This window comes from Streptomyces sp. M-16, assembly GCF_052114405.1.
GTDB lineage: Bacteria > Actinomycetota > Actinomycetes > Streptomycetales > Streptomycetaceae > Streptomyces.
This window is the reverse complement of the sequence record NZ_JBFRER010000059.1, coordinates 1-22,555: the sequence shown is the minus strand read 5'-3', so window position 1 is coordinate 22,555 and position 22,555 is coordinate 1. Positions and strand designations below refer to the sequence as shown.

Below are 22,555 nucleotides of genomic sequence, written 5' to 3'. Positions count from 1 at the left end.
GCCGACGGCCGGGGTATTCGCGTGTGACGAGCGCCACAACACATTCCCTGGACGTACCGCCGTGACGCTGTCTCTAATGGGTCTTCGTGCCTGGCCAACGATCTTGGACGGGCGCGACGGGGGAAATTCCCGAATCTTGTCGTTGGCAATGGTGCTGAACGAGAGGTACGGAACGGTGTCAGTGATCCTGACGGTCGAGAAATGGTCCGGGCAATTCGGCCCGAGGCCCGTACGGCTTTCCGGTCGCCGCGTCGGCGACTCGGTGCGGCAATGCTGAGCCGGTTGCTCCCGGCACGGGGATCCGCACGCACCCTCACCGGCATCACGCTGGTGCACACGCTCGGACAGGGCCTGTGGATGGCGCTCAACGCCATCTACGCCACGTCCGTCCTCGGGCTCTCGCCAGGCCAGTTCGGCATCGGTGTCGGCGTCGCCGCGGGCGTCGCCCTGGCCCTCAGTACCCCGACCGGGCACCTGGCCGACCGGATCGGCCCGCGGGCCGTCCAGATCTGGTCCTTCCTCGCCCTCGGGCCGCTGACCGCCGCGCTCCTGCTCGTCGACGGATTCCGGCAGTACCTGCTGGTGCTGTCCGTGCAGGCGATCGCGTACAGCGCCAGCCGCAGCGCCAGGATGGCCATGGTCGCCGGGCTGGTCGCCCCCGAGGAGCGGGTCTCCGTCCGCGCCTACCTGCGGGCCACCAGCAACGTCAGCGTCTCGGTCGGCGCGGCCCTCGCCGGGCTGGTGCTGGTCGTCGACAGCCCCGCCGTCTACCGGGCCGCCGTCGTCTTCAACGCCTCCACCTACCTGGTCACCGGCCTGCTCACGCTGCTGCTCCCGGCCGTGCCGGCRCAGCCCGCCCGGCCCGGCCCGGCGCTGGTGGTGCTGCGGGACCGGCCCTTCCTGGCCTTCGTCGTACTGGACGGCCTGCTGTCCATGCACAACCTGCTGCTCGATGTGGTGCTCCCGCTCTGGGTGCTGCACCACACCGGCGCACCCCGCTGGATGATCGCGGCCATCCTGATCACCAACACCGTCGCCGTGGTCCTGCTCCAGGTCAGAGCCGCGCGCGGGACCGACGAACCGTCCGCCGCGGCGCGGGCGGCCCGGAGCGGATCGCTGTGCCTCGGTGTGGCCTGTGTGGTCTTCGCCTTCACCGAGGGCGCCTCGGCGGCCGTCGCCTGCGTCCTGCTCTTCGCCGGCGCGCTCGCACACGTCCTGGGGGAGATCCGGCAGTCGGCCGGGAGCTGGGGGATGTCCTTCGGGCTGGCCCCGGAGCACGCCCAGGGCCAGTACCAGGGCACCGCCGCCATGGGCGCCGACCTGGGCAAGATGATCGCGCCGGCGGTGCTGACCTGGCTGGCGATCGAGCACGGCGCGGTCGGCTGGCTGGTGATGGGCGTCGGGTTCGCCTCGGTCGGGGCCCTCATGCCCCTGGTCGCCTCGCGCGCCGAGCGCAGACGGCCGGCGCAGGATCCGGCCGGGGCGCCCGTCCGCGTCCCGTAGCGGTTCCCGGGCCGGTCCCGCCGTCCCGCCATCATCCGTCCGCATTCCGCACACATTCCACACACGGGCCACACCCGTATTCCGCATTCCACCCACCCCGGGCCCCGGGGAGCAGTGGCGTGCGCGAATTCGGCGGGGCATCGGGAATTCCGTGTCGCTTTCCCCGGCAGTCCGCACCGCGCCGGGGATGAATTCCGCCGTACCCGCAGACCGAAACAATGCAGTCGAACGAGGGGAATCACGTCGGTGGCCGAATTGCATACCGTCGCGTCAACCGGTCCCGAAGAGGGGCGGACGGCGGCTCCGGCACTCCAGCTCCCGACCCGGGACCCGGGCGGCGAGGTGACGGAACTGTCGGGGACGTACTCCTGGACGGGCGACGATTTCCAGCCACTCGCGGAGTTCGTCGGGGCGTGCGGGCTCGAAGCCGCCGAGCTGTTCAACGCGGCGTTCACCCTCCTGATCCACCGGTACAGCGGCCAGGACGACCTCGTCACCGCCCGCTCCGGAGGACCGGCCGGAACCCGCCCCGTGGCCGTCCGCTCCCGGATCGGGGAGGACGTCACGTTCGCGGAGCTGACCGCCGCCCTCGCCGCCCGGTACCGTGCCGCCACCGGGCGCCCGGACGCCGACGCCGCCGACACCCCCGCCGCCGACACCCCCGCCGCCGAGGCCCCAGAGGCCCCCGGCACCCGCGACGCCCTCGCCGCCCTCGGCACCGGCCTGCGCGTGGGCTTCGCCGACCACGAGGCCCCCCGGGCGGGAGCCGGAGCGGGCGCCCGCCCGGACGGCCTGCACCTCCTGCTGGAGGTCGAGCACGCCCCCGACGCGGTGCGCTTCGCCCTCGTCTACGACACCACCCTGTTCGCCGCCGAGTTCGTCTCCCGGATGGCCGCGAACTACCGGACCCTGCTCCTCGACGCCTGCCGCCGCCCCGCCGACCCCGTCGCGGACCTGGCCCTGCTGTCGGAGCCGGAGACCCGCCACCTGCTCACGGACCTCAACGCCACCGCCCGGCCCCGCCCCCGCGACACCGCAGTGCACACCCACGTCGAGGCCCAGGCGGCCCGCACCCCCCAGGCCCCCGCCGTGGAGTGGAGGGGCCTCACCCTCACCTACCGCGAGCTCGACGAGCAGGCCAACCGGATCGCCCGCGCCCTGCTGGCCCACGGCATCACCCCCGGATCGCGCGTCGGCGTCTCCGTCGCCCGCACCCACCGGACCGTCTGCCTGCTGCTCGCCCTCCACAAGGCGGGCTGTGCCTACGTCCCCCTCGACCCGGCCTACCCCGCCGACCGGCTGAGCGGCATCGCCGCCACGGCGGACATGGCCGGCGTCGTCCACGACGACACGGCCGGCGGCGGCCCCGCACCGTGGCTGACCGCCTTGGACACGACCGCGCTGGCGTGGGGCGAGCTCTGGGAGAAGGCCGCCGCCGAACGCCCCGACCCGCCGGACCTCGCCGTGGACCCGGCCGCCACCACCCACCTGATCTACACCTCCGGCTCGACCGGCCTGCCCAAGGGCGTGGTCATCAGCCACCGCAACGTGGTGGCCCTGCTCGCCTGGGCCCGCGACACCTACGGGCCCGAGGACCTCGCCCGCGTGCTCTTCGCGACCTCGCTCAACTTCGACCTCTCGGTGTTCGAACTGTGGGCCCCGCTGACCACGGGCGGCTGCGTCGTCGTCGTGGACAACGTACTGGCCCTCACCGAGGACGACGCCCTGCGCCCCTCCCTGGTCAACACCGTGCCCAGCGCGCTGAACGTGCTCCTGCAGCGCTCTGCCGTCCCCGCCTCCACCACCGTGCTGAACGTCGCGGGCGAACCCCTCGCCAAGGAACTCGTGAACGCGGCCTTCGCCGGCACGGCCGTCGAACGGCTCTACAACCTGTACGGACCCTCCGAGGACACCACGTACTCCACGTGGAAGTGCTTCACCGGCCCCGTCACCCAGAGCCCCACGATCGGCGTCCCGGTCCACAACACCGTCGCCTACCTCCTCGACGCCCACGGCCGGCTGGTCCCCCGCGGAGCCGTCGGCGAACTCCACCTGGGCGGCGACGGCCTGGCCGGCGGATACATCAACGACCCCGAGCGCACGGCCGCCGCCTTCGTCCCCGCCCCCGCGCACCTGCCGCCCGGCACCCTGTACCGCACCGGCGACCTGGCGCGCTGGACGGAGGACGGCGAACTGCGCTTCATGGGCCGCCGGGACAACCAGGTCAAGGTCCGGGGCTTCCGCATCGAGCTCGGCGAGATCGAGTCCGTCCTGCGCGAGGTCGTGGGACTGCGCGACGTCGCCGCCCTCGCGGTCCGCAAGGACGACGACACCCGCCTCGTCTGCTACGTGGGCCTGGAGGGTGAGGGCCCCGCCGTCGAGGAGATGGGCGACCACCTGCGCCGCAAGCTCCCGCACTACATGCAGCCATCCAAGATCATCGTCGAGGAGCGGCTGCCCCAGCTGCCCAACGGCAAGGTCGACCGCAAGGCGCTCGCCGCCCGGGACGTCGACTGGACCGCGACCGGCGGCGGCGACGGGGGCTTCACCACCGACGACCCCGACGAGGCCGTCGTCGCGGGCGTGTGGAGCGACCTCCTCGGCGTCGCCCACCTCAGCGCGGACCGCGACTTCTTCTCCATCGGCGGCCACTCCCTGCTCGCCAACCTGCTGGCCGCCCGCCTCGGCGACGCCGCCGGCCGCACCGTGCGCGTCGCCGAGATCTACGAACACCGAACCCTGGAGTCCCAGGCCCGGCTGCTGCGCCACAAGCGCACCCAGGCACCCGCCGCCACGGCCGCCACCGGATCCGCCGGGCTCCAGGACGCCGTCGCCGAGACCCTGCACGAGTCCGGCCGCGGCCACGGCGTCCCCGGCGCCGGCGCCGCCGTCTATGCGGACGGCACCCTCCGCTTCACCTACCACGGCGTCGACGACATCGAGACCGGCCGCCCCCGCGACGAGACCTCCCGCCAGCGCGTCACCTGCATCACCAAGCCGATGCTGGCGTTCACCGCGCTCCGGCTCGTCGACCGCGGCCTGCTCCCCCTCGACGAACCCCTCACCGCCCTGCTCCCGCAGGCGTTCCGGCGCAGCGACGGCCGCACCGTCGAGGTGACGCTGCGCCAGCTCCTGTCCCACACCAGCGGCATCGACGACTCCTACGAGGTCTGGCACGACACCGACCTCCCGGACCTCGACCGCTACCTCGACACCTTCGCCGGCTACGGACAGCTCTTCGAGCCCGGCGAGGTCTTCGCCTACTCCGCCTGCGGCACGTCCATCGTCGCCGCCCTCATCGAGAAGGTCCTCGGCGTCCCCTGGCGCCGCGCCGTCAACGAGCTGATGCTCACCCCCCTCGGCATCGAGGCGATCCCCGAGACCCTCACCGAGGACGGCCACTACGGTGCCACCGTCTCGGCCGGATACCTGTGGAGCGAGACGGAGCAGCGCTACGTACGCCACGACCCGCCCCGCCAGACCGTCGCCGACGACGCCGCCGGCTCGTTCTCCGTCTGCCTCACCCTCCCCGAGCTCGCGAACATCGCCCTGCTCGCCCTCCGGGACGGGGTGGCCCCGAGCGGGGAGCGGCTGCTGTCCGCCGACCTCGCCGAGCAGATGCGCACCCCGCAGATCGACGTCCCCGGCCACCACTTCATGCACGCCTGGGGCCTCGGCTGGCTGATGTTCGGACCGACCGCCTTCGGCTTCAACTCCAACGGCAGCGGCCACCACAACTTCATCCAGATCTTCCCGGAGAAGCGCAGCTTCCTGCTCCTCCTGGCCAACGCCTACCCCGCCTTCGGCCTCTACGAGGACCTCCTGCGGACCCTGACCGGCGAGGGCCTGATCCGCACCGGCCGCCCCTTCGACATGGACCTCGACGACTGCGCGGGCCTGTACGCCTCCGACGGCTACCGGCTCAACGTCCTGCGCGGCGGCGAGCACCTCGGCTACGAGTACTCCGAACGCCAGGGCGACGGCAGCTGGCTGCGGCTCGACGAGGGCGACCTCGTGCTCTCCGGCGCCGGCGGCTTCAGCTCCATGTCGAAGAAGAACATCCTGGCCGGCTCCATCTCCTTCATCCCCACGCCCGGAACCCGCGTACCCGGTTTCGTCCGGATCGGACAGCGCTTCGCGAGGAAGACGACCCGATGACAGAGCAGACACCACCGCACCACACCCGCAGACACGTCCTGTTCGTCACCTGGAAGACCGGCAACGCCCCGGCGTTCGAGGCGGCCAGGCGGYTCGGCCACGAGGTGACCCTGATCCGCTCCCTGCGGATGGAGAAGTCCCAGAACATCGACTTCGACGCCTCGCCCTACGGCGCGTTCGTCGACACCGTGCACGTCCTCGAAGACCACACCGACCACGAGGCCCTGCGCGAGCTCGTCCTCGCCGTCCACCGCGACCGTCCCGTCGACGGGTTCGTCGCCACCGTCGACGCCCTCGTCGTCCCGGTCGCCCGGATCGCCGAGGAGATCGGCGTCCCCTTCACCGGCGCCCGGGGAGCCCGGGACGCCAAGCTCAAGCACCGCTGCCGCGAGGTCCTCGCCGCCGCCGGGGTCGACACCACCCGGCACGCCGTCGTCGCCGACTTCGCCGGGGCGGCCGCGTTCGCCCGGGCCACCGGATACCCCGTCGTCGTCAAACCGGCCCGGGGCTCCGCCAGCGAGGGCGCGCACGTCGTCGCCGACGAGGCACACCTGCGGGAGATCATGGCCCGCGCCGAGGCCGACCCCACCACCTACGAGGCGGGCATCCTCGTCGAGGAGTACCTGACCGGCAGCTTCCTGTCCGCCGAGATCGGCCTCTCCCACGGCCGCTTCCTGCGCCTGGCCGTCAGCGAACGCTCCACCTGGCACCGGCACGAGGCACTGGAGACCGGCACCACCATCCCCGCCGCCATCGGCCCGGGCGACCACGCCCGCGTCATGGAGTTCGCCGAAGCCGTCGTCACCGCCCTCGACCTGCGCCTGGGCGTCTTCCACGTGGAGATCATGCTCGGCGCCGACGGCCGCCCCCGGCTCATCGAACTGAACCCGCGCATCATGGGCTCCTGCCTGCCGAACCTCTTCCGGCTCGCCGGCGGCGGGGACATCTTCGAACTGCTCGTACGCATCCACCTCGACGAGGAGGTGGAGCCGGTCGCCCCGGCCTTCGACCGGTACGCGACCGTCCGCTGGTTCGGCGCCGCCGAACCCGTCCCCCGCCCGGACCGGGTACCCGACCTGGAGTGGGCCGCAACCGAGTACGGGGACGCCCTGCACGCGCTCACGGTCCGCTTCCCGGACGGCGACGTGCTGCCCGCCTGCCGCGGCAACCTCGGGAACTTCGGCGAGGTACAAGTCGTCCACGCCGACCACGCGACATCGATCGGGATCGCTGAGCAGATCGTCGGACGGACGGCGGACCTGCTCGGCATCGAGGTGACGAGATGACGACCACGACGACGGCGAGCACGCCGGCCACCACGCCCTTCTTCGACGAGACCAGGGCCCAGCTCGCCCGCCTGGGACTGCCGGGCGCCGACCCCTCCGCCGGCGAGGGCTCCGGCAAGACCTTCGACGACGGCTGCCACTTCAGGATCGAGGTGCCCACCGTCAACTCCGTACAGGCCGCCCAGACGCTCCTGTCGGAGAGCAGCCGCCGCGGCTTCTCGATCAACCGCATCACCGAGACCCGCGGCATGTACCGCCACACGGCACGCGAGATCGCCGAGTACGTGGCCCTCGGCCGGGAGTACGGGGCCGAGATCCTGATGTCGGTCGGCCCCCGGGCCAGCTACGACACCGGCGGCAGCGTCCAGACCCCCGAAGGCGTCCGCATCGGCTACCGCCTCCGCGGCCAGGAACAGATCGTCCGGGCCGTCGAGGACGTCAAACGCGGCCTCGAACTCGGCGTACGCGGCTTCGTCGTCTACGACGAGGGCCTGCTGTGGGTGCTGAACCGGCTGCGCACCGCCGGTGACCTGCCCGAGGACATCCACCTCAAGGTCTCCGCCCACTGCGGCCACGGCAACGCGGCCTCCGCTCAGATGCTGGAGATGCTCGGCGCGGACAGCTTCAACCCCGTCCGCGACCTCACCCTCCCGATGATCGCGGCGCTGCGCCAGGCGGTGTCCATCCCGCTCGACTGCCACGTGGACAACCCCCGCATGTCCGGCGGTTTCGTACGCACCTACGAGGCACCCGAGTTCGTCCGCGTGGCCGCCCCGATCTACCTCAAGACCGGCAACAGCGCCCTCGAAGGGCACGGCGTCAGCCCCACCCTCAGCCAGCTCGACGACATCCTCCGGCAGGTCGAGATCGTCACCGAATTCCTCGGCCGCCACCACCCCGAGGCCCGCCAGAGCCCCGTCGGCGCCCGGCTGACGCCCGTCGGCCCGTAAGCCCGCCCCGCCAGTCCACAGACAGAGGTCACACAGCATGTGCCGCATCTACGGCCACTTCGGCGGCGATCCCGTCGACCGCGACGCACTGCACGCCGTCGCCCGCGCGATGCACCCGGGCGGTCCCGACGAACAGACCCTCCACACCGCGGGGACCTGGGCGCTCGGCAACAACCGGCTCGCCGTCCAGGGCATCGGCCACGGCCGCCAGCCCTTCGTCCTCGGCGACATGACCTGCGTGTTCAACGGCGAGATCTACAACCACCGCGAACTGCGGGCCGAACTCGCCGCCCACGGCCACACCTTCGAGGGCGACTGCGACGGCGACGTCCTGCTGCCGCTGTACGAGCGGTACGGCGACGCCTTCGTCTCCCGGCTGGAGGGCATGTTCGCGATCGCCCTCGTCGACCTGCGCGGCGAACCCTGCCTGAAGCTCTTCAACGACCACGCCGGCATGAAGTCCCTCTACTACCACCTCTCCGCCGACGGCCGCCGGCTCTGCTTCGCCTCCGAACTCCAGGGCCTGTCCCGCTTCCCGGACTTCCCCGACGCCGTCGACCCCCTCGCCATCGACCGCTACCTCGGCGGCAAGGCCGTCTGGGGCCCCCGCACCATCCACACCGGCGTCCGCACCCTGGAACCCGGCACGGCACTGCGCTTCGCCGACGGCCGGATCACCCTCACCCGCACCCCGCTCCCGCCCGCCGAGGTCGACTGGCCGGACGGAGGGCCCACCCTCGGCGCGGCCGCGGACCTCCTCGACGGCATCCTGCGCCACGAACTCACCCGGATGCTCGACGCGGACGTACCCGTCTGCGTCATCACCAGCGGCGGCCTCGACTCCAGCTACACCACCGCCATCGCCGCCGGCCTCGTCCCCGACCTGGCCTCCTTCAACGTCGCCTACCAGGGCACCTGGCCCGCCGACGAACGCCACTTCGCCGAGGAGGTGGCCCGCCACTGCGGCACCCGCCACCACCAGGTCCTGCTCGACCCGGCGGACTTCCCCGCCCTGGTCGACCGCTTCGTCCGCCACCTGGACCAGCCGAACAACGCCCCGCACAGCCTGAGCACCTTCGCCCTCTTCGAAGCGGTCCACGAGGCCGGGTTCAAGGTCGCCCTCACCGGCGACGGCGCCGACGAACTCTTCGGCGGCTACGCCCGCTTCGTCAAGGCCGCCCGCGACGACGGCGCCGACTGGCACCGCGGCTACCAGGACACCATGGCCGCCGTCGGCACCAGCACCCTCCGGCGGCTCTACACACCCGAGTACCGCGCCCACGTCGAGGCCGACGGCGGCTTCTTCGCCGACCGCGCCGGCGACGAACTGGAGCGCCGCGTCCGCTCGCGGACCCACGACAAACTGGAGACGCTGCTCCGCTACGACCAGGCGGAACGGTTCCCGTACTACATCCTGCGCCGCGTGGACCACCTGAGCATGGCGCACTCGGTCGAGGCCCGGATCCCCTTCCTCCAGCCCGCGGTGACGCGCTTCGCGCACGCCCTGCCCACGGAACTGAAGGTCGTCGGCGACACCGTCAAGGCACCGGTCTCCGAGGCCGCGCGCCGCTGGATCCCGCGCAGCGTCATCGAACGGCCCAAACAGCCCTTCACCCTCCCCGTCGCCGCGATGATCAAGCCCGGCGAGGCGCTCCACGAGCTGATCGGCGACACCCTCCTGGGCCCCGGCGCCCGGTGCCGGGACCACTTCCGCCAGGACGTCGTCCGCGACCTGTTCCGCATGCAGTCCGAGAGCCCCGGCGCCCACACCGCCGAGGTCCTGTGGTCGCTGCTGATGCTGGAGACCTGGCTGTCCGTCAGGAACCTCACCCCCTGATCCCCGCCCGACCCCCCGCCCGAACCCCCACCCCATCCGAACCCCACCCGAGGAGAAGAGACATGACGCAGTCCGTCCCGCCCATCCGCTCCCTGCTGGCCGGAGTCACCAAGGACGACATCCGGCGCGACCCGTTCCCGCACATCGTGATCCGTGACGCGCTTCCCCAGGACCTGTACGATGCGCTGTCCGCGTCCATGCCGACCGCCGAATACATCGGCACCCGGATCGGCAAGGAGATCACCTCGAACGAGCGCTACAACTACATGTCCGAGCACATCCTCCAGGACGAGGAGATGGCCCGGGTGTGGAAGGACTTCGTCACCTACCACGCGTCGCCCGGGTTCTACGCCGAGTTCCTCGACCTCTTCCGGGATGACCTGCTCGCGAACCTCCCCGACGCCGAGAAGCAGTGCGGCCCGCTGCGCGACCTCCGCGTCGGCCGCCGCAACCGGGACGGCTTCGGGACCCACGACATCCTGATGGACTGCACCGCCGTCATCAACTCGGCCGTCACCGGCCGCCCCTCCGCCTACCGCGGCCCCCACGTGGACAAGCCCCACAAGCTCTTCGGCGGGCTCTTCTACATGCGCCAGACGCAGGACGACGCCGACGGCGGCGACCTCGTGCTGTACAAGTACCGGGAAGGCGCCCACAAGTTCACCACCAGCGCCTCCGAGTACGGCGACAACCGCTTCGACATAGACCCGAAGTACGTCGAGGAGGTCACCACCGTCCCCTACCGCAGCAACACCCTGGTCATGTACCCGATCAACCCGCTCGCCCTGCACGGCGTGTCCGTGCGCAGCCTCACCCCGCACCAGCGGCGCTTCGTCGCCCTCGTCGGCGACCTCCAGAACCCGCTCTTCGACCTTGCACTCTGAGGTGTCCCCCTTGCTTCCCTTCGACCAGCGAACCGGTCAGATCTGGCTCGACGGCGCCCTCGTGGAGTGGGCCGACGCCACGCTTCACGTGCTCACCCACGGCCTGCACTACGCCAGCAGCGTCTTCGAGGGCGTACGCGTCTACGCCGGCGCCCCCTTCATGCTGCGCGAGCACATCGCACGGCTGCGCACCTCGGCCCGCATCCTCGACTTCGACCTCGAACACGACGACGAGACGCTCCACCGGGCGACCCTCGACGTCGTCGCCGCGGCCGGCATCACCGAGGGATACATCCGCATGAACGCCTGGCGCGGCTCCGAGGTCATCCAGACCGCCGCGCTGAAGACCTCTGTACACACCTCGGTGGCCGCCTGGGAGATCCCGGCCGGCTACTACGCGGCGGCCGACGCCCTCCGGACGGGCATCTCCCTGGTCACCGCCGACTACCGGCGCCCCTCCCCGCAGTACGCCCCGGTCAAGAGCAAGGCCGCCGGCAACTACATGATCGGCACGGTCAGCAAGAACCACGCCCTGCGGGCGGGCTTCGACGACGCGATGCTCCTCGACGACCGGGGCCACATCGTGGAGGCCACCGGCGCCCACATCTTCTTCACCAGGGGCGGCACCCTCCACACCCCCACCACCCGGTGCACCATCGACGGGATCACCCGGGCCTGCGTCCTGGCGATCGCCGGGCACGAGGGCATCCCGTACGAGATCGGCGACCTGGGCCCGGAGTTCGTCGCCGAGGCGGACGGCGCGTTCATCTGCGGCACCGCCTGCGAGATCCTTCCCGTCTCCCGCATCGACGACCACCACTACGACCTGCGCGGCAACGAGGTGATCGGGCGGCTGATCACCGGATACCACGACCTGATCGCAGGCCGCAGCCCGGTGGAAGTGCCGCACGCATGGGGGCGCTGACGGCCCTGGAGAAGCTGCTGCCGGTGGTCCTGGCCTTCGGCTGCGGCGTTCTCCTCGCGCGGCGCAAGGTGGTGCCGGCGGACAGCTCCAAGGTCTTCGCCGACTACGCCTTCCTCTTCGCGGTCCCCTGCTACCTGTTCGGCAACATCTACGCGAGCGACCTGGCCGCCCTCTTCGACTGGAGGGCGATCGGCGGCTACGCGGCCGCGGCCGGCTGCGCGGTCGTCGTCATCGGCCTCGCGGCCCGGCTGACGGGGGTCCTGGACCCCCGGGGCGTAGCGCTGCGGATCATGGCCGGCGTGCAGGTGAACACCGCCTACTTCGCCGTACCGGTGTTCATCATGCTCTTCGGGAACGCGGCGCCGATCTTCCCCGTGCTGCTGTTCCAGGTCTGCGTGCTGTCCCTCGTGGTCATCTCGATCATGGAATTGGGCCGCCCGGCCACCGGGGGCCCGGGCATACGGCTCGCCCGGGCCGTCGGAGCCTCGCTCGTGACGCCCGTCGTCCTCGCCTGCAACGCGGGCATCCTGCTCAACCTGCTGTCGGTGCACCTGCCGAAGGCGGTCCTGGACAGCTTCGCGTTCGTCGGCGACAGCGCCTCCCCGGTGGCGCTGTTCGCCCTCGGCCTGCACCTGGGCGGCGCCGGCCTCACGATCCGGGGCACCACCCTGGAGGAGGTGTGGCTCATCGCCTTCAAGTGCGTGGCCTTCCCCTTCATCGCCTGGGCCGTGTGCCGGTACCTCTTCGGCGTCGAGGGCGAGTGGCTCAGCTACCTCGTCCTGATCGCCGCGATGCCGGCCCCGCAGAACCTCTTCATCTTCGCGCAGCGCTACGACGTCGACGTCGCCATGTCGGCCGAGCTCGTGGTCAAGAGCTCCCTGGCCTCGCTGCTCCTGCTGCCCCTGTGGGTGCAGTGGACCGTCCACTTCGGCTGACGCCGGAGCGGGCGGTCCCGCACCCCCCCCCACGCACCGCCCCCACCCTCCCCACCCTTCTTCCGAGAGGCGGATCCGAACCGTGATCCAGACAGAGCGAACCAGCAGGATCTCCGTCCGCCAGGTCGCCGGGCGCATAGGCGCCGAGGTGTCCGGAGTGGACCTGCGCGAGGACCTCGACGACACCACCGTCGCCGAGATCCGGCAGGCCGTGCTCACCCACCGCGTCCTCTTCTTCCGCGGCCAGGAGCTCGACCACGCGCGGCACGTGGCCTTCGGCCGCCGCTTCGGCGACCTCACCCGCCGCCCCGGCACCAAGCACGGCGTCTCGCCCGAGGGCTTCCCCGAGGTCCTCACCGTCGACGCCAAGGCCGACGTGGAGCGCTACGGCAAGAACTTCGAGGAGCACTACCGCCGCAAGTGGGTCTCGCCCATCGCCGGCTGGCACAGCGACCTCACCCAGGCCGTGAACCCGCCCGACCTGTCCATCCTGCGTGCCGAGACCACCCCCGCCTTCGGCGGCGACACCCAGTGGACCAACACCGTGGCCGCCTACGAGGGCCTCTCCCCGCAACTGCGGGGCCTGCTGGACACGCTCCAGGCCGAACACGCCTTCTTCACCGGCGTCCACCTGCGCCACTCCGACGAGCGCGACCGGCAGATCCTCAAGATCTACTGTGAGGACCCTCAGGTCGCCGTCCACCCCGTCGTCCGCGTACACCCCGAGACGGGGGAGAAGGCGCTGTTCGTCAGCCCCGGCTCCACCACCCGGATCGTCGGCTTCAGCGAGATCGAGAGCCGTCACCTGCTCGACCTGCTCTTCCAGCACATGACCAGCGCCGAGTACACCGTACGCTTCCGCTGGGAGCCGGGCAGCATCGCCTTCTGGGACAACCGGAGCACCTGCCACTTCGCCCCGACCGACTTCGGCCACCTCGACGTCGACCGCGTCATGCACCGCGTCACGATCCTCGGCGCGCCCGCCACCGGCCCCGACGGCTTCGTCTCGGAGCTCGTCGAGGGCGACCGGCTGGCAGCCTGGTAACACCCGGAGAACGAAGAAGGACCCCGCCGGAGCGGGGTCCTTCTCTCTTGTGTCCGAGGGGGGACTTGAACCCCCACGCCCGATAAAGGGCACTAGCACCTCAAGCTAGCGCGTCTGCCATTCCGCCACCCGGACAAGGTGTCTGTCTCGCGTCCCTCGCGGGCCGTTCCGACGTGGAAAACATTACCAAACATTCGGGGCCCCCGATCACACCCCCCGGTGACCGGGGAACGCCCTTGGGCGGAGCGGCCCGGAGCGGGAGGATGGGGACGTAGCCGGTACTGATCAGTGGGAGGAAGCAGCGTGAGCGAATCGGGCACGGGCAAGAACGTCTCCGGCGAGGACGAGGTCGTCGACCTCTGCCGGGACCTCATCCGGATCGACACCAGCAACTACGGAGACCACTCGGGACCGGGCGAGCGCAAGGCGGCCGAGTGGGTCGCCGAGAAACTGGCCGAGGTCGGGCTGGAGCCGCAGATCTTCGAGTCGCACAAGGGGCGCGCCTCGACCGTCGCCCGCATCGAGGGCGAGGACCCCTCCCGGCCCGCGCTGCTGATCCACGGGCACACCGACGTGGTCCCGGCCAACGCCGCCGACTGGACCTACGACCCCTTCGCGGGCGAGATCGCCGACGGCTGCGTGTGGGGCCGCGGCGCGGTCGACATGAAGGACATGGACGCGATGACGCTGGCCGTCGTCCGCGACCGCATGCGCAGCGGCCGCAAGCCCCCCAGGGACATCGTGCTCGCCTTCCTGGCGGACGAGGAGGCGGGCGGCACGTACGGGGCCCGGCACCTCGTGGACAAGCACCCCGGGCTCTTCGAGGGCGTCACCGAGGCCATCGGCGAGGTCGGCGGCTTCTCCTTCACCGTGAACGAGAACCTGCGGCTCTACCTCGTGGAGACCGCCCAGAAGGGCATGCACTGGATGCGGCTCACGGTCGACGGCACCGCGGGCCACGGCTCCATGACCAACAGCGACAACGCGATCACCGAGCTGTGCGAGGCCGTCGGGCGCCTCGGCCGCCACCAGTGGCCGGTGCGCGTCACGAAGACCGTCCGGCACTTCCTCGACGAACTCTCGGACGCCCTCGGGACCCCGCTCGACCCCGACGACATGGACGCCACCCTCGCCAAGCTCGGCGGCATCGCCAAGATGGTGGGCGCCACCCTGCGCAACTCCGCCGCCCCGACCATGCTCGGCGCCGGCTACAAGGTGAACGTCATCCCCGGCCAGGCCACGGCGCACGTCGACGGCCGCTTCCTGCCGGGCTACGAGGACGAGTTCTTCGCCGACCTCGACCGGATCCTCGGCCCGCGCGTCAGGCGGGAGGACGTGCACGGGGACAAGGCCCTGGAGACGGACTTCGACGGGCGGCTCGTGGACGCCATGCAGGGCGCCCTGAAGGCCGAGGACCCGATCGCGCGCGCCGTCCCGTACATGCTCTCGGGCGGTACGGACGCGAAGTCCTTCGACGACCTCGGCATCCGCTGCTTCGGCTTCGCGCCGCTGCAGCTGCCGCCCGAGCTCGACTTCGCCGGGATGTTCCACGGCGTGGACGAGCGCGTGCCGGTCGACGGGCTCAAGTTCGGCGTGCGGGTGCTCGACCGGTTCATCGACAACGCCTGACGGCCCGAAATCGCGCGGGTGTGCGCATTCCACTGAGAAGAGTGAATGCACTCATACGCTCGTAGCCCTGGTGATCCCTCCTCGTTACAGGTGGTGCGGTCCGCGGCTGGGACCGCACTTGCCTACTAGGAGGAACAATGCTCAAGAAGGTTGTCGCCGCTGCGGCTGCCACCGGTGGTCTGGTTCTCGCGGGTGCCGGCCTCGCCGCCGCCGACGCGGGTGCGCAGGGTGCGGCCATCGGCTCCCCCGGTGTCCTGTCCGGCAACGTCGTCCAGGTTCCGGTCCACGTTCCCGTGAACGTCTGCGGCAACACGATCTCCGTGATCGGCCTGCTCAACCCGGCCTTCGGCAACACCTGCGTCAACGCCTGACGCGTCTGAAGTACTGGCCCCGGAGCGCATTCCAGCGCTCCGGGGCCGCCGGGCTTTCGGGCCCGGACCACACCTTCGGCGCGGCAGGCGGGGGAGCCTGTACGGCCTGGGCGCCGACCGACACGTACACACCAGGGGACGAGTACAGATGCGACGACCGGTTCAGGTCACGAGGAAGACGCTGATCACGATGGCGGCGGCGGGGGGCGTCCTCGCGATGGGCGGCGGTTACGCGCAAGCCGACTCCGGGGCGTCCGGACACGCCGCGAACTCACCGGGCCTGCTGTCCGGGAACAACGTGCAGGCGCCGGTGGACGCACCGGTGAACGCCTGCGGCAACACGATCTCCGTGATCGGCCTGCTCAACCCGGCCTTCGGCAACACCTGCGCCAACACGTCCGGCACGCCGCCGCACCAGGGCCACCCCGGTCACCCGGGCGGCGGGCACGACGAGCCCTGCGACGACGAGCCGGGCCACCCCGGCAACCCGGGCACCCCGGGCGGGCACACGCCGGGCAACCCCGGTACTCCGGGCGGGCACACGCCGGGCAATCCGGGGACCCCCGGCGGGCACACCCCGGGCACCCCGGGCAACCCCGGTACTCCGGGCGGGCACGTCCCCGGCAATCCCGGTACTCCGGGAGGTCAGACGCCGGGCAACCCCGGCACGCCGGGCAACCCGGGCACGCCGGGCACCCCGGGCGGGCAGACGCCCGGGAACCCCGGGACTCCGGGCGGCCACACCCCCGGTACGCCGGGCACCCCGGGAGGTCAGACCCCGGGCAACCCGGGCACCCCGGGCGGGCAGACGCCGGGCAACCCCGGTACTCCGGGCGGCCAGACCCCCGGCACGCCCGGTACGCCCACCGGACCCGGCACGGGTTCCGGGACGCCCGGACTCGCCGCCACCGGCTCCGGTGACGTCCTGACGGCCGGGGTCCCGCTCGCGGGCGGCCTGCTGCTGGCCGGAGCCGTGCTCTACCGGCGCGCCCGCAACGCCGCCTGACGGCACTGCGACGCGGGCCCGCCCTCACGGGGGCCCGCGTCACCAGGTCGCGCGGACCTGACGGATGATCCGGCGGCGCAACCGCACGCGGCGGCTGCCGTTCCGGTACAGGGCCATCCGGTCCAGCTCCCAGTGGCCGTATTCCGCATGATCGGTCAACAGGCGGGTCGTCTCCTGGCGGGAGGTACCGCGAGGCACGTACACGTCGACAAATTCGTATTCCGGCATCGCATCTATTGTGCGGGCACCGGCCCGCTACGGATAGCGTCTGCACTATGTCTGATGCCGCTCTGCCCACTGTTGCCGAGGTACGCGCCGCCGCCGAGGCGGTCAAGGCCGCTCTCGACCGTCACCTCGCCGCGGTCGAGAGCAGGATCGGGGACGAGGACCCGGCCGTCTACGCCGCCTTCAACGAACTCGCCGCCGCCGCCGAGGAGTACGACGAACTCCTCTACGACCGCTACGACGAGGTCACCCCCTTCGAGATCCCCACGCCCGAGGACGGTGTCGCGTACACCGGCCCCGCCGAGCCCGCCGCCTTCAGCGTGCTCATCCGCCGCGACTACGCCGTCGTCGAACCGGCCCGGCTGATCGCCCAGGCCGAGCGTGTCGCCGCGCACGACCGGGACGCCGAACTCGTCGACGACGCGGGCACCGCGGGGGCGCTCGGCGTGCTCTTCGGTGAGTACGAGCCCGACGAGATCGCCTCCCGCTACAAGGAGTTCGGCCTGGAGGAAGGCGACTCCACCCTCTGGATCGCGGCGCTGGAGGAGGTCGCCGAACCGGGGGACTGGCTCAACTCGCCCTTCGGGCAGACCGATCCCCAGGACGTCGTGCACCGCTTCGACGTCAGTTCGGTCTTCGACGAGGACGTCGAGGACGAGGACTTCGACGAGGACGAGGAGGCAGCGGCCCCGGGCCTGGCCCCGGCCTGAGCCCGCCGGCCGTCGCAAGCGCACGGCGCGCCGCGCCCCCGTCCCGCCGTCCCCGGCGGGCCGGGGGCGCGGCCCCCTCCGCTACGCCTGCGGCTGCCCGTCCGCCGTCAGCGCCCGCAGCAGACCCGTCAGACGGGTCGTACGGGGCTTCGGCAGCACCTCGGCCACCGCGCGCGGCAGCGCCTGGTCCACCCCGTGCACCACCGACAGGTGACGCTCGGCCCGCCCGAACGCCGTGTACACCCAGTCCCGGGACAGGGCCGGTGCCGCGTCCCCGGGCAGGACGACGACCACCGCGGGCCAGCGCGCCCCGACGGCCTGGTGCGCCGTCACCGCCCAGCCGTGCCGTACCCGCGCCTCCACCCGCTCCTTCGGTACGACGACCCGTACGCCCGCCACGTCCAGGTGCAGCCCCTGCGCGTCGGCCGACACCACCCGGCCCGGCACGGCCCGTCCCGGCGCGGGGACGTGGACGACCCGGTCACCGGGATCGAAGCCGCCGAACCGCCCCGGGCCGGGGTTCAGCCGCTCCTTGAGGGCCGCGTTGAGCGCCCGGGTGCCCGCCGCGCCGCCGTGGCCCGGGGTGATGACCTGCACGGCGTCCGCGGGGATCCCGAAGGCGCGCGGCACCGATTCGGAGACCAGCTGCACGGTGCGGTGCACGGCCTCGCCGGCATCGCGCACCGGGACGATGACGATCTCCTTGCCGGGAGCCTCGACCTGGTTCAGCTCCCCGACACCGATCCCCGACACCAGCTCGCCGAGCGGGCCCGGGCCCGGCGTCCGGGACACCACCTGGGGGCAGGCGCGGGCGGCCAGCACGTCGGCGAACACCCGCCCCGGCCCGGCCGACCCGAGCACCCCGGGGTCACCGGAGAGCACCAGACGGGCCCCGTCGGGCAGCGACTCCACCAGGGCGGCGGCCGTCTCCACGTCCAGCTGCGGGGCGTCCAGCACGATGAGCAGGTCGAGGTCGAAGCGGCCGTCGGCGTCCCGTCCGGGGCCCTGGGCCCCCGAGAGCAGCCCCGCCACGCCCACGGCGTCCCCGGTGGGGGCGTGCGCGGCCAGGGCGGCCCGAAGGCCCAGCTTCCGGGCGGCCGCCAGCAGGGCCAGCGGCTCGGCGCGGGCGGCCTCGCCGCCGGTGTGGGTGACCAGGCCGTGTGCGGCGACGGCCCGGACCAGTTCGGCGCCGGGGCCGGAGGCCACCTCGGACCAGTCGGCCGGGCCGCCGAAGGTGCCGGTCAGCCGGGCCAGGCCGTCGGCCAGGCTCTCCTCGGCCAGGGCGTGTTCCTCCAGGCCCACGAGGATCCGTACCGGCCGCGGCTCGTCCTCCTCGTCGCCCCCGTCGCCCCCGGCGTCCGCCGCCTGCGGGCCGGGCTCGCCCAGCGGTTCGTGGAACACCAGCACCGCGCCCTCCCCGATGGCCGTCTCCAGGGCCTCGGCGGGGGCCGGCACCCCGTACTGGGCCAGGGCCTTCTCCAGGACCGGGGCCTCCAGCGCGGTGTGCCCCTTGAGGGCGGCCTGGTCCAGGAGCCAGCCCAGCAGGGCCGCGCTCCGGCGCTCGTCGGCGGGACCGGCCCCGGGGCCCAGCAGGGCCTGCGCGAAGCCGTCGGCCTGCGCCGGGCGCACCCCGGGGACCGCGAGCAGCCGCCAGGGGTCCTCGGCGAGCAGGTCCGCGGCTCCCTCCCCGAGGGCCTCGGCGGCGGCTCCGGCGAGGCCCTCGGGGGCCCCGCCGCGGGTCAGTACGGCGCGCACCGCACCGATGTCCCCGGCGGTGGGGGCGGGCGCGGCGGCGGGGGCCGTGGCGGGGCGGGGCTGCGGGGGAGCGGGGGCCGCCCTGCGGGGGGTTGCGGGGGCCTCGTCGAAGAACACGGCGGAGGGCTTGGCGCCGCTCTCCACGGCCCGGACGGCGGCCAGCAGGTCGGCGGCCTTGCCGCTGAGCTTGGCGCCGGCGTCCACGGGGGCCTCGCGTTCCGCCTTGCGGCGTGCGATGCGCTCCCGCTCGACCTTCTGCGCGGCCAGCTCGGCCTGTGCCTCGGTGAGCCCGGGCGCTGCCGCTTCCCCGGTCTGCGCGGCCTCGCCCGCCTCCCCGGTTTGCGCGGCCGTGTCGGCCGCGCCGGGCTCCTCCGCGGTCTCAGCGGCCCCGTCGGCCGCGCCCGGCTCCTCCCCGTCCTCGGCCCCCGCCTCGGCCCCACCGGAGGGGCTCCGGTCCGGCTCGGCGTTCTGGGCGGCCGGGGTGGGCCCTGCGGGGCTTTCCCCCACCCCGCCCCTTCCCGAAACCGGGGGCTCCGCCCCCGGACCCCCGTCCTCGGGCCCGTAGGGGTCGGCCTCGCCGACCGGGGCTCCGCCCCCGGCCCCGGCCTCGCCGACCGGGACTTCGTCCCCCTTGCTGTCGGCATCGGCCGGGGCGTGGACCCCCTCGCCGGCCTCGTCGGCCGGGGCGTGGGCTTCCTCGCCGGCCTCGTCGGCCGGGGCGTGGGCTTCCTCGTCATCGGCGCCGGCCGGGGCGTGGACCTCGCCGCCGGGCACGTGGGCCGGGGCGTGGACCCCCTCGCCGGCCTCGTCGGCCGGGGCGTGGGCCTCCTCGCCGTCGGCGTCGGCCGGGGTCGTGCCCTGTTCCTCCGTCGCGTCGGGCGCGTCGGGCTCCGGGGCCACTGCGGCGGCCCCGCTCGTTTCCTCCGCGGCGGCGGGGTCGGCGGGGCCGGTGGCCTCGGGGTCCGTACTCACAGCGTGCTCCAGTCCTGATCGGGATAGCGGTGCACGGGCGCCGACACGTCGTCCAGAGCCCGGCAGATCTCCTCCGGAAGAGTAAGGGCCTCCACCGACAGCGCCGCCCCGAGCTGCGCGGACGTCCGCGCGCCGACGATCGGGGCGGCCACCCCCGCCCGGTCCCGGACCCAGGCCAGCGCCACCTGGAGCGGGGTGACGGCCAGGCCCTGCGCGGCCGTCACCACCGCGTCCACGATCCGCCCGGCGGCCTCGTCCAGGTACGGGTCCACGAAGGCGGCCAGCGACTGCGAGGCGCCCCGGGAGCCGGCCGGGGTCCCGTCCCGGTACTTGCCCGTCAGCACCCCCCGGCCCAGCGGGGAGGAGGGCAGCAGGCCGACGCCGAGGTCCAGCGCGGCCGGGAGCACCTCCCGCTCCACGCCCCGCTGCAGGAGCGAGTACTCCATCTGCGTCGACGCGAGGCGGGTCCGGGTCCCGGGTGCGGCCAGCTGCCAGGTCGCCGCCTTCGCCAGTTGCCAGCCGCTGAAGTTGGAGATCCCGGCGTAGCGGGCCCGGCCGCTGCCGACGGCCAGGTCCAGTGCCTGGAGGGTCTCCTCCAGCGGGGTCGCCGGGTCGAAGGCGTGCACCTGCCACAGGTCGACGTAACCGGTGCCGAGGCGGGCCAGGGACTCGTCCAGGGCGGCCAGCAGGTGTCCGCGCGAGCCGTCGAACCGCCGGTCCGGGTCGGGCACGCTGCCCGCCTTGGTCGCGATGACCAGGTCCCGGCGCGGCACGAGGGAGCCCACCAGCCGCCCGAGGAGGTACTCCGCCTCCCCGCCGCCGTACACGTCGGCCGTGTCGACGAGCGTGCCGCCCGCCTCCCAGAACGTCCTCAACTGCTCGGCGGCGGCTTCCTCGCCGGTGTCACGGCCCCAGGTCAGGGTGCCGAGGCCGATCCGGGAGACGCGCAGTCCGGTGCGGCCGAGATGCCTCTGCTCCATGAGCGCTGAGACTACTGGGGCACTGCCGCGCGGCGGCCGGGCGCGCTACAGTCCCCCGCAGACCCACGTTACTGATCGGTAAAGCGGCACATCGTAAGGGGACGACACATGCGGCTCGGCATCAACCTCGGCTACTGGGGCGCGGGCATGGACGCCGACAACCTCGCCGTCGCGCAGGAGGCGGACCGCCTCGGCTACGACGTCTGCTGGGCGGCCGAGGCCTACGGTTCCGACGCGGCCACCGTGCTCGCCTGGGTGGCCGCCCAGACGGAGCGCATCGACGTCGGCTCGGCCATCTTCCAGATCCCGGCCCGCCAGCCCGCGATGACGGCGATGACGGCCGCCACCCTGGACTCCCTGACCAAGGGCCGCTTCCGGCTCGGCCTCGGCGTCTCCGGCCCGCAGGTCTCCGAGGGCTGGTACGGGGTGAAGTTCGACAAGCCCCTCGCCCGGACCCGCGAGTACGTGGAGATCGTCCGCAAGGCGATGAGCCGTGAGCGCCTCTCCTACGACGGCGCGCACTGGACCCTCCCGCTGCCCGGCGGCCCCGGCAAGCCGCTCAAGCTGACCGTGCACCCCGAGCGCGAGCACATCCCGCTCTACATCGCCGCCATCGGGCCCAAGAACCTGGAGCAGACCGGCGAGATCGCCGACGGCGCCCTGCTGATCTTCCCGGCCGCCGAGCACCTGGAGGAGACGGCCCTGCGGCACATCCGCGCCGGGCGCGAGAAGGCCGGACTGACGATGGACGGCTTCGACGTCTGCCCGACCGTGCCGCTGGCCCTCGGCGAGGACGTGAACGCCCTCGCGGACGTGTTCCGCCCCTACACCGCCCTGTACGTCGGCGGCATGGGCAGCCCCAAGCAGAACTTCTACAACCAGCTCGCCCAGCGCATGGGGTACGAGAAGGAGGCCGCCGAGATCCAGGCCAAGTACCTGGGCGGCGACAAGGACGGCGCGGCGGCCGCCGTGCCGCACTCGCTGATCGACTCGACCACCCTGCTGGGCTCCGTCGAGCGGATCGCGGACGGGATGCGCGCCTACGCCGACGCCGGGGTCACCACCCTGACGCTCGCCCCCGCCGGCTTCACCCTGGACGAGCGCCTCGCCGCCCTGCGCGCCGGCACCGAGGCCCTGGAGCTGGCCGGCCTGGCCTGACGCGCGGACGCCGCCCGGGGCACGGGGCGCGGTGCGGGGGCGGCGTCCGGATCGAGGTCTGCGGCCGTGGTGGGGGCTCGGGGGGTCTTCCCCGCCACGGCCGACACAGCCAACAACGCGCGGCGGGGCCCCCCGGCGTAACCCCCGGGCCCCCCCCCGCCATGTTTGCGGTGTCGGGCGTGGCGGGGAAGACCCCCCCCCCCCCCACCCCCGCCCCACAACACGA

General features: G+C 72.9%; 17 protein-coding genes and 1 tRNA gene. 14 read left to right on the top strand and 4 right to left on the bottom strand.

The window, feature by feature from the left end:
* Positions 1-282: 282 nt before the first annotated feature.
* The 9 genes from AB4039_RS25010 (at position 283) to AB4039_RS24970 (ending at position 13,523) form a co-directional block, all read left to right on the top strand.
* Entirely contained in the window at positions 283-1,503 is a 1,221-nt protein-coding gene (locus tag AB4039_RS25010; protein ID WP_442271867.1) for an MFS transporter, read from the top strand.
* Between the two features lie 246 nt (positions 1,504-1,749).
* Positions 1,750-5,661 (top strand): non-ribosomal peptide synthetase, encoded by a 3,912-nt coding sequence (locus AB4039_RS25005; RefSeq protein ID WP_442271866.1) that lies wholly within the window; start codon positions 1,750-1,752, stop codon positions 5,659-5,661.
* Positions 5,658-6,947 (top strand): ATP-grasp domain-containing protein, encoded by a 1,290-nt coding sequence (locus tag AB4039_RS25000; protein WP_442271865.1) that lies wholly within the window; start codon positions 5,658-5,660, stop codon positions 6,945-6,947. The genes AB4039_RS25005 and AB4039_RS25000 overlap by 4 nt, the downstream gene beginning before the upstream one ends.
* The gene (locus AB4039_RS24995; protein WP_266838215.1) at positions 6,944-7,897 is read left to right on the top strand and encodes a peptidase; all 954 of its coding nucleotides are present in this window, start codon (positions 6,944-6,946) and stop codon (positions 7,895-7,897) included. The genes AB4039_RS25000 and AB4039_RS24995 overlap by 4 nt, the downstream gene beginning before the upstream one ends.
* Before the next feature lie 37 nt (positions 7,898-7,934).
* Entirely contained in the window at positions 7,935-9,734 is a 1,800-nt protein-coding gene (gene asnB, locus AB4039_RS24990) for an asparagine synthase (glutamine-hydrolyzing) (RefSeq protein WP_266838214.1), read from the top strand.
* Positions 9,735-9,796: 62 nt separating this feature from the next.
* A complete protein-coding gene (locus tag AB4039_RS24985) occupies positions 9,797-10,618 on the top strand; it encodes a hypothetical protein (RefSeq protein WP_266838213.1) in 822 nt (273 codons plus the stop codon).
* 10 nt (positions 10,619-10,628) lie between these two features.
* On the top strand, positions 10,629-11,543 hold the full coding sequence (locus tag AB4039_RS24980) for an aminotransferase class IV (protein WP_266838212.1): 915 nt from the start codon (positions 10,629-10,631) through the stop codon (positions 11,541-11,543).
* Positions 11,531-12,478 (top strand): AEC family transporter, encoded by a 948-nt coding sequence (locus AB4039_RS24975; protein ID WP_266838211.1) that lies wholly within the window; start codon positions 11,531-11,533, stop codon positions 12,476-12,478. Before AB4039_RS24980 ends, AB4039_RS24975 begins: the two co-directional genes overlap by 13 nt.
* 82 nt (positions 12,479-12,560) lie before the next feature.
* Positions 12,561-13,523 (top strand): TauD/TfdA family dioxygenase, encoded by a 963-nt coding sequence (locus AB4039_RS24970; protein ID WP_266838210.1) that lies wholly within the window; start codon positions 12,561-12,563, stop codon positions 13,521-13,523.
* 50 nt (positions 13,524-13,573) lie between these two features.
* On the opposite strand, the gene AB4039_RS24965 is transcribed toward AB4039_RS24970, so the two are convergent.
* Positions 13,574-13,658 (bottom strand) — tRNA-Leu (locus tag AB4039_RS24965).
* A gap of 168 nt (positions 13,659-13,826) precedes the next feature.
* On the opposite strand from AB4039_RS24965, the gene AB4039_RS24960 reads away from it, so the two are divergent.
* The 3 genes from AB4039_RS24960 (at position 13,827) to AB4039_RS24950 (ending at position 16,529) form a co-directional block, all read left to right on the top strand.
* Positions 13,827-15,152 (top strand): M20/M25/M40 family metallo-hydrolase, encoded by a 1,326-nt coding sequence (locus AB4039_RS24960; RefSeq protein WP_442271864.1) that lies wholly within the window; start codon positions 13,827-13,829, stop codon positions 15,150-15,152.
* Between the two features lie 137 nt (positions 15,153-15,289).
* Positions 15,290-15,523 (top strand): chaplin ChpH, encoded by a 234-nt coding sequence (gene chpH / locus AB4039_RS24955; RefSeq protein ID WP_030238980.1) that lies wholly within the window; start codon positions 15,290-15,292, stop codon positions 15,521-15,523.
* Positions 15,524-15,671: 148 nt separating this feature from the next.
* Positions 15,672-16,529, top strand: coding sequence for a chaplin family protein (locus tag AB4039_RS24950; protein ID WP_442271863.1), 858 nt, complete (start codon positions 15,672-15,674; stop codon positions 16,527-16,529).
* A gap of 39 nt (positions 16,530-16,568) precedes the next feature.
* Here the strand turns inward: AB4039_RS24950 and AB4039_RS24945 are convergent, their stop codons facing one another.
* Entirely contained in the window at positions 16,569-16,757 is a 189-nt protein-coding gene (locus tag AB4039_RS24945; RefSeq protein ID WP_266838208.1) for a DUF5703 family protein, read from the bottom strand.
* A 47-nt stretch (positions 16,758-16,804) separates the two neighbouring features.
* On the opposite strand from AB4039_RS24945, the gene AB4039_RS24940 reads away from it, so the two are divergent.
* Complete coding sequence (locus tag AB4039_RS24940; RefSeq protein WP_266838207.1) at positions 16,805-17,464, top strand: hypothetical protein; 660 nt, start codon at positions 16,805-16,807, stop codon at positions 17,462-17,464.
* A gap of 81 nt (positions 17,465-17,545) precedes the next feature.
* Here AB4039_RS24940 and AB4039_RS24935 read toward each other — a convergent pair whose 3' ends face one another.
* Together AB4039_RS24935 and AB4039_RS24930 are read right to left on the bottom strand one after the other, a co-directional pair.
* Positions 17,546-19,726 (bottom strand): helix-hairpin-helix domain-containing protein, encoded by a 2,181-nt coding sequence (locus tag AB4039_RS24935; RefSeq protein ID WP_442271877.1) that lies wholly within the window; start codon positions 19,724-19,726, stop codon positions 17,546-17,548.
* Between the two features lie 461 nt (positions 19,727-20,187).
* Entirely contained in the window at positions 20,188-21,171 is a 984-nt protein-coding gene (locus tag AB4039_RS24930) for an aldo/keto reductase (RefSeq protein ID WP_442271862.1), read from the bottom strand.
* 108 nt (positions 21,172-21,279) lie between these two features.
* Between AB4039_RS24930 and AB4039_RS24925 the strand changes: the two genes are divergently transcribed.
* Complete coding sequence (locus tag AB4039_RS24925; protein WP_266838205.1) at positions 21,280-22,329, top strand: LLM class F420-dependent oxidoreductase; 1,050 nt, start codon at positions 21,280-21,282, stop codon at positions 22,327-22,329.
* Positions 22,330-22,555: the final 226 nt, after the last annotated feature.